Genomic DNA, 7,665 nt, shown 5'->3' on the forward strand with positions numbered 1-7,665 from the left:
CCATTTCCAAAGCGCCGTCTCTGCGGATTTCGCGCTACGCGCCTTATCGAGAACGGCATGGGCAGCATCGCTGTCTTCGAACCAGCTTTCGATGGTTTCGTGGCGATCCCACCACTCCTCGCTGGCGGTAATCAGATCGCCATGATGCCGCGGTGGAAGCGCTTGCACAGCTCGCGTTGAGGCCAGATCAGCGATGAGGTCCAGTGTCGATTTTGACTCCGGCCGCAACCCGGCAAAACCACAAAGACGGACAACCTCGATCAGCCCCGGAACGGGCGGCAGACTTTGAGCCAGACCATCTGCCAGCGCAATTGAAACGGCACTCCGCACATAGCTTGCTGTCACCGTCAAAGCGCCGACCTCTTCGGTCATGCGCTCAACGATGGATTTCTGGTCCCGCGCTGTTCGACAGGTGATGGTGTATGCGTCCTTCACGCCCTGCCCCTGTTTTAGGAGCAGCATCGCCATTTTGCGCTGCGATCCGGATTGCAGCGCAATGCCAATGCTCTGAGCACCACCCCCATCAGGCAAGGACGCGCGAATGCTGTGCATCGTCCACGGCACCTGCTCTGCTGTGGGGGTGATGCTCTTGCGCATCGCGTCTTTGAGAATGGTGTCCACCGTCGACCGCGCGGCATCTTCGGGCATCCAACTGCGCAGGACGACCAGTGATGACAGAATGCGCCTTGGCAGCTCATCACTTGCAAGTCGGTCGGCAAGGCCCTTTGCTGCGGCGTGACGGATGCGCGGTGCTGGGTCAATCAACCAGTAGCAGGCCATATCGGCATGGAGAGGATCGCTGCGGCCCACCGAATAAGCGACAACATGATCGCGCATTTCTGGCGGCATCGCCGGGAAGCTCTCGGCCAGCGCATGATGTAGGGCAAGCGGTTCGCCCTCCGCCTGCTTGATAAGTTCGGCAAAGAGTCCTTCCAGCAGAGCGTCACCCTCAGCAGGATTGGACGCGCGCCGACCAGCTGCAGGTACGACCTCTTCGGCCTGAAGTGCGAGAGCAACCGGGGCGGGCAAGCTATTTCGGGTCCAAAGTTGCGCAAAGAGCAGACAGTGAGCCGATGTCATTCGGCCCTGTCCGCGTGCCAGCCCAAGCGCGGCTTCGATTGCATCAATGAGGTTCTGGCCACGTGCTTTGCCGTTTTCCCGCGCGATGCGGGCAGCATCAAGTCCTGCACCTAGAAGCTCGAGCAAGTCTTCGTCGCGTGGGCTTGGTTCTGTGATCGCGCAGATTTGTGCAACGATCTGACTGCCCAGAGCCGGTCGATGCAGCAGGTCCAGGCCCAGGCGTTCGAGAACCTCGCGGCGCGCCCCGAAACCGTCATTGCCTCCGGCGTTCAGAGCAGCCAAAGCCTCATCGATCCGACTCTTTGCCATTGGTCACCTTCCCGGACTGCGCGATTTCTGGGACCAGCCTACCAATGCCATTCTGACTTGTCAGGAAGGCACGGCATGATCGCAGTCCGAAAAACCCCAGCAGCTCGGCTAAACAGCATGCCCTCGGGCCTAACCCTTGGCGGCGCTGGAAAGGGCCTAATGCAAGTCTCCGTCAGCCCGCCGCCGGCACCCACACCTGTTTCGTCCTGGTTTTGATCGAGGAAGCAACTTGCAGTGATATGACGTGCCGAGCGATAAAGGTTCCATGTGTAGACACTTGAGCCGTTCCAGACTTCGTCGCGCCGATCTAACTGGCATTTCCCTATTGGCAATCGGGATTGGTTTGCTTTTCCTAGAGGGCGGGATGGCTCGAGCCGAGGAAACTCCCATCCTTGAAGCACGTGTCAGCAAGGTTCTGGACGGAGACACCTTTACGCTGAGTGGCGAGTCGCGTCGAATTCGTGTCTGGGGCCTCGATGCACCGGAATGGAACCAGCAGGGCGGCTCAACCGCAACATCGACCCTGCGCAGTTTGTTATCCGGCAAGCACCTGCGTTGCGCTGTTCTGGACGTTGATCGATATAGACGCCTCGTTGCCCAATGCCTGCTGCCCAACGGCCGAGACATTGCTGCAGAGATGATCCGTTCCGGCGCTGCCACAGAATACTGCCGATACTCCGGCGGCTACTACGGCACGTGCTAAAATCCTTAGCGCAACCCTGACGAGGGCATTGAGCGCAATCACCGCTCCCAGTTATGCTCGCCCCGAGCAGGAGTTGACGTGAGCAGCCGCTCAGCGTGCCGTGCCTCTTTCAGCGTCAGACCGAACGCCACATGCGACTTAGCCGAAGAAACAACCGCTCGCGCGATCCACATCCGTTGGTCTGCGTCCCCGAAATCACCAGCTAGCGCATCCGTCCGCCCGCTGGCGAGTTCCGCGACAACCCCTTTGCCATACCGCTGACGCAACTCGTCAGCGAATCGCTCCGCATGAGCATCTCCCCGGAACTCGACCTTGCCATCTGCCTGCATGATGCGAGCCATCGACCCGAGGGCGCGCAGCAACCGGTCATTTTCGGGAACTGCTTCATGCGCCTGGGCATGCTCAATCAGTTTGGCTACCGTTTCATAGAAACCTTCAAGATCATCGACGACCTTCCGGCTTTGCACCGGGTTCTTCAGGTCACCACGCGGTCGCCCAGACAGAGCCAGCAAGTCACTGCGCACCCAGTCCCGCTCTTCCCAAGCATTGGCAGCACCGGTTTCCAGCCGCTCGGCCATGCGGTCACTGCTGAGACCCAAAGCCTGCGCTTTGCCGATAATGTCAGTTTTCAGCCGGTCTGCGGCCCCAAGCTGCAGATCAGCTGCCACCCTGCCCTGCGTCAGCCGCTCACCCTCAAGACCCGTCGCGTAAATCTTGGTCTGCGGCAGCATCTGCATCAGCTGCGCGCCGCGGGCGTCACCCAGCCCTTTGGCGATGTCGATGGCATAGCCATAAAGCTCGTCCCGCATTTCCTTGCGCTCGGCGGCTGGCATCTTTCGGATCTTGCCCTCCGCTTCTGCCATCCACCCGCTGAAATACCGGTCCAGATCGGCCCGCTCCGCTGTGGTCACATCGCCCGGAAACGGCTGCAACACCCCGCCCCGCCGCAGGGCCTCTTCCGCTTTAGCGATTTTCTCGCCAATCTCCGGCAGCCCGGTCAGAGCCGCCACATGGCTCAGACTGCGCATGGCATCAGCAGTGCGCGCCATCGTGGCCAAGGCATCGTCCAGCGCCTTGCCCTCGCGCAGCTTTTCTTCCGGCGCTCGGCCCTCAGCCCGCGCCCTCTCAATTTCTGCCCGCGACGGACCATAGGTCAGCAAGCCACGTTCGGCCCGCGAGCTGGCATCCAAAAACACGCCCTCCTCGGCCGCAATTGCCACCATGCGCTCCTTCATGAAATCCAGGTTGAAGACATGCTCCTTGGCCATGAAGAACCAGCTATCGTTCGCCGTGCCCCGGTTGTTGATGACCATGTGGACATGTGGGTGGGCCTTGTCGGTGTGCAGGGCCGCAACATAGGACCAGACATCGTCCTGATGCTCGCCCGACTGGAACATCTCGAAGGCCCAGGCCTCAGAAATCAGCTTTGCCTTCTCTGGCCGGACATGGGACGGGAAGCTCATCAGCAGGTGGGTGGTGTGACCGTTCTTGGGCGAGCCATGCCAATCCTCGACCCAGTCGCCAACAATCTCGTTGCGCTCGTCCTTGGTAAGCCCCTTCGCGTCTGCGTCCAGCACGACCCCATTTCCGAAGATCGAGGCCGATTTCGTGAACAGATAGTCCATCTGCGCCGCCAGCTCCTTGGCGTTCGCCGTCCCACCCTTGCCGATCTTCTTCAGAACCGCCGCGTTCGACCCCAGCGAAAACCGCCACAGCTGGCTGGCCCGGGTCGAGAAACTGAACCCGCGCTTGGGCGAAGACGAACCGCCCGCCTTCACCCGGCCCTGCTGCGGCCGCAGGAAGTTGATCTCCCCAAGAACAGCCTCGGCAACTCCGATGGGACGCGACCCAAGCTTAACCATGGCGCGCGCCCTCCTGGGTTTCTACAAACTTCCGGAACAGGGCGACACCCTGCCGCCGGCGTTCGGCAATGATCTGGCTCAACGCCTTCGCCACCAGCGGCAACGACCTCCGCAACTCATCCACCGATGCCCACTGCGCCTTGACCATCGTTGCCCTGCCCCGGTTCGCGGCCAGAGCGATCTGGTTCACGTTTGTGCCGATCTTACCCAGCTCGTAGCGGATTTCCTCCAAGCGCGCGCTGTCCTCCTGGCTGAACTCGAGGAAACCTGAGGCCATCCTCACCACCGAGCGCACCCCGTCCGAGCGGGATTTTGCGCCAAGCTGGGTGCAGAGCGCATCGAAGGCATGCAGCTCTTCGGCAGGTAGCCGGCAGCTCACGACCTGGCCCTTGTCTGCTGAACGAGGCCGCCCGCGTCCTACCGCTTGCTGCACTGCAGAATCAGAAAATTCATTGCCAACACCCGCCAAAACCTTGGACCGCGACTTAAGTCTTGTTTCGCGAGGATCTGATTTTAACGCCAACTTCTGCCACCGATTAATTGTAGACACACCGCATTTCCTGCCACTCTTCCTATCCCTTCCTTTACCTCCCTTTCAAGCACAATCTGAGCGTGATTTATGCACTTGCAGATTGTGTTAACCTTGGGTAACTCCCCCGCCACCGAATGCGTTTCGCTGATCGCTTAACGCACAAGGGAAGACAGGGAAGGTGACCTCTGGCCACGTGGCAGGAGGTGCGGTTTCCTTGAGGATATGGGCCTAAAGCCTTGTTTTATTTACCGTACGGAGCCTGTCGTTCAGTGTTCAGGATCCGGGGAAAGGAAGTGTGGGATGCGTCTTGTGGTATCAGCGTTGCGTGTTCGGGGTTCAACCTTAGGATACACGCATTGCGCGATCAGATAAAAGAGATACGCATCCAGTAATCAGATTTCGGATTAAAGAGATACGCCTTGCGCAATAAGATTTGCGCGAGCCGGTTTCTGATATCCGCGATGTGGATTCAGATTAAAGAGATGTGGGTTAGGATAAAAGATTTACGCGATACGCATTGCGAAAAATGCAGTCGGTGAAGTGAGGAAGGTGGTATGGGTTACGGAATACGCGTTGTGTTGGTGATGAACCGCAAGGGTGGGTCGGGCAAGAGCACGCTCTGCCGCGCCTTGGCCTCTGCCGCTGCGGTACGGGGTGAGACGGTCACGATCTTCGACACCGATGCCTCGAAGTCTTGCCTCAAGTGGATGCAAGCAGGGCAGACGGCGGGCAACTGGTCTCCCTTGGTTGAAGTGATCCACACACTGGATGCACACCGGGTGGCTGAGGCCATCGGGCAAATCTACGAACAGCAAGATCAGGAGCATTTGATCCTGATCGACACCTTCGGAGGCGGATCAGAAGCGCAGGATGTGCTGGCTGTCGCTGCCCACCGGATCATCTGCCCAATGATGCTATCGCGGGGCGATCTGAGTGAGACGCTGGAAACTGCCAATTGGTATCTCAAGCTGCGCGGTCGGGTGGAAAAGCCGGATGAGCTTGCTGGGTTTTCTGTGTTGCTCAACCGGGTGCCTATGCGGGTGTCAGAAACCGAGCGTGCGGTGGCTGAAGAGCTGTTCCAGTCCTTGCCTGCCCTCGAGACCTATCTTGGGAACCGTGCCGCTTACGTTCGAATGGACAAGGAAGGGCTCCTCGGGGTGATCGCGGACAAGACGCTGAACCGGGCGCTTGCTGCCCATGTTCAGAGTGCCGTGAAGGAGGCAGGGGATGTCTTGGATGAAATCGATCAGCTGATCCTTGCCCCGGCCGAGGTCGCATAATGGCACAGCGCAAAGACATGATGCGGATCATCCGCCAGGACGCAGGGTTTTCGGCGAAGTTGGGGTTTGGGGCAGTTGCGGCAGGTGAGGCTAAGCCGACGGAGCCGGTGCTTGCAACTGTTGCTGCGGAAGTGGGTCAGTCGGCAGCGTTGACCCCTGCACCCGGCCTGCGCGTAGCGCTGCCAGATGAATGCGATCAGCACGTCGTTTCAGGTAAACAGATTGAGGTGCGCGCCGAGGTTGGGCTGCAAGAAATGGCCGCCCTGCCCCGCGCCGAACAAGCTGCATCCATCCAGTCGGATCGGGTTGCCACGGCATCTGCGGCAAGGGGGCATGTCGTTTATGTCTCCGTGTCACTCACAGCCCGGCAGGCCGCGAAGGCGGAAGCCTGGGCGGCTGTCGCGCGCTGCACGGTTCAGTTTCTGATCCGCCGCGTCGCGCAAGGCCTGCGGGAAGATGTCTTCGACGATTGGGAACGGAATGGAATGCCGACCATCGCTGAGCCCCGCGGTGCGCGTGGCAAGCATCCGACCAGCGTCACCTTGACCCTGCAGCCGCAGTTCGCAGCTGACCTCGCCGCAAGGCACGACCCGCTTGGCATGCTGGGTCTTGGCCGCGCCATGGGTCCGGCGTTTCGCGCACGGTTTCACGAGGCCTTCGACAAAGCATTGGCCAAGGCAAAAATTCAGACAACAACCGAGGGAGACGATCAATGACCAGCACAGAAACCCCTGCCCTCGAGCGCATCATTCCCCTGTCCGAGATCGACGTCGGCAAGCCCGTCGAATGGATAGTCGATCCCGACCGCCGTGCGACGATCCTCGGGGTGACCTATGAGTTCAGCCAGACCGGGGAGCGCAAGACCGTCTGGTATACGCCCAACAAACGGCGGGCAAAGTCAGCGCTGGTCTTGAGCGAATTGGCAGAGGGCTGAGATCGGCACGACCTGCCCTGGCAGGTTGCTTTTGATCTTCTTGTTTCGCCGCAGGCCAGACCCAAGGCTAGACCAAAGGCCCGGCAGCTTGCACCGCCGGGCCTATTCTTGCGAGGGGTCAGCTTGCGAACTGCTCCTCGCGGTCGACCAGCTCGGGGCTTTCGCCATCTGCGGCGCTCAGACGGCTGAGGAAGTCGACCTTCTCCGCGATGATCTCGCAGCCGTAGCGGTCGACGCCGGCGGCATCGGTCCACTTGGTGTAGTGGATACGGCCGTGGACCATCACCTTCATGCCCTTTTCGCAGTGCTCGGCGACGGTTTTGCCGAGGCCGTTGAAGCAGGTGATGCGGTGCCATTCGGTGTCCGTCACGCGGTAGCCGTGCTCGTCGCGGATCGGGCGGCCTTCCGACAGGCGGGGGCGCGAGGTGGCGAGGGTGAAGTGGGTGATCTTCGTACCGCCCTGGGTGACGCGGGCTTCCGGGGCCTGACCGATGTTGCCGGCGATGATGACGATGTTCTGCACGGTGTTTCTCCTGTGTCGGGTGCGAGGGACCATCCCTTCGACAAGACCCGGTCCGAGCCTGTCGGGAGACGCCTGCACGGCTGGGCCACGGGACCAGCCGGAAACCCCCGAGGGGCCGGGGAGGAGCGGGCAGGACGCTTTGCGGCCAACACGGCCCGGACAGGAGCGGGGTTGCGGGCAGGAAACCGAACAGGCTTAGGGGATTGTCAGTCGAAGAGGAGGTGCCTCAACCAAGCCACGGGGGAGAGGAACCCAAGCAGACGAGTTCAGCCGACCTCATCCGGCAATGTCACGCCCAGGCAGAACCATCCCGGGATGGGACAATGAGATTACCACGCCCACCCTCGTCCCCTGCCCCACCGTCCGAGTTGCCGCCCTGCCCCGCGCCGAAACTGCAAAACAGTTGGGACGCGGAACAGCACCTGATCACTGGATTTCAACC

At 60.6% G+C, this 7,665-nt stretch carries 8 protein-coding genes; 4 read left to right on the forward strand and 4 right to left on the reverse strand.

All coding sequences use genetic code 11. The annotated features are described in order from the left end of the window. A partial coding sequence (locus Q8K08_RS12860) for a hypothetical protein (protein ID WP_305250297.1) occupies positions 1-1,389 on the reverse strand: 1,389 nt, incomplete at its 3' end. Positions 1,390-1,666: 277 nt separating this feature from the next. Between Q8K08_RS12860 and Q8K08_RS12865 the strand changes: the two genes are divergently transcribed. Beyond that, the gene (locus tag Q8K08_RS12865) at positions 1,667-2,092 is read left to right on the forward strand and encodes a thermonuclease family protein (protein WP_305250298.1); all 426 of its coding nucleotides are present in this window, start codon (positions 1,667-1,669) and stop codon (positions 2,090-2,092) included. A 38-nt stretch (positions 2,093-2,130) separates the two neighbouring features. Here Q8K08_RS12865 and Q8K08_RS12870 read toward each other — a convergent pair whose 3' ends face one another. Together Q8K08_RS12870 and mobC are read right to left on the reverse strand one after the other, a co-directional pair. Next, the gene (locus Q8K08_RS12870; protein ID WP_305250299.1) at positions 2,131-3,954 is read right to left on the reverse strand and encodes a relaxase/mobilization nuclease domain-containing protein; all 1,824 of its coding nucleotides are present in this window, start codon (positions 3,952-3,954) and stop codon (positions 2,131-2,133) included. After that, entirely contained in the window at positions 3,947-4,333 is a 387-nt protein-coding gene (mobC, locus tag Q8K08_RS12875; protein ID WP_305250300.1) for a plasmid mobilization relaxosome protein MobC, read from the reverse strand. Before mobC ends, Q8K08_RS12870 begins: the two co-directional genes overlap by 8 nt. Before the next feature lie 707 nt (positions 4,334-5,040). Here mobC and Q8K08_RS12880 point away from each other — a divergent pair. From Q8K08_RS12880 to Q8K08_RS12890, 3 genes are read left to right on the forward strand one after another with little or no spacing between them, the layout of a single operon-like run. Then, a complete protein-coding gene (locus tag Q8K08_RS12880; protein WP_305250301.1) occupies positions 5,041-5,766 on the forward strand; it encodes a division plane positioning ATPase MipZ in 726 nt (241 codons plus the stop codon). Then, the gene (locus tag Q8K08_RS12885) at positions 5,766-6,482 is read left to right on the forward strand and encodes a hypothetical protein (protein WP_305250302.1); all 717 of its coding nucleotides are present in this window, start codon (positions 5,766-5,768) and stop codon (positions 6,480-6,482) included. The genes Q8K08_RS12880 and Q8K08_RS12885 overlap by 1 nt, the downstream gene beginning before the upstream one ends. Next, on the forward strand, positions 6,479-6,700 hold the full coding sequence (locus tag Q8K08_RS12890) for a hypothetical protein (RefSeq protein ID WP_305250303.1): 222 nt from the start codon (positions 6,479-6,481) through the stop codon (positions 6,698-6,700). The genes Q8K08_RS12885 and Q8K08_RS12890 overlap by 4 nt, the downstream gene beginning before the upstream one ends. A gap of 118 nt (positions 6,701-6,818) precedes the next feature. Here the strand turns inward: Q8K08_RS12890 and Q8K08_RS12895 are convergent, their stop codons facing one another. Then, entirely contained in the window at positions 6,819-7,223 is a 405-nt protein-coding gene (locus Q8K08_RS12895; RefSeq protein WP_305250304.1) for a single-stranded DNA-binding protein, read from the reverse strand. Positions 7,224-7,665: the final 442 nt, after the last annotated feature.

The sequence above is a fragment of the Pseudotabrizicola sp. genome (assembly GCF_030684215.1).
In the GTDB taxonomy this organism is placed as follows: Bacteria; Pseudomonadota; Alphaproteobacteria; order Rhodobacterales; family Rhodobacteraceae; genus Pseudotabrizicola.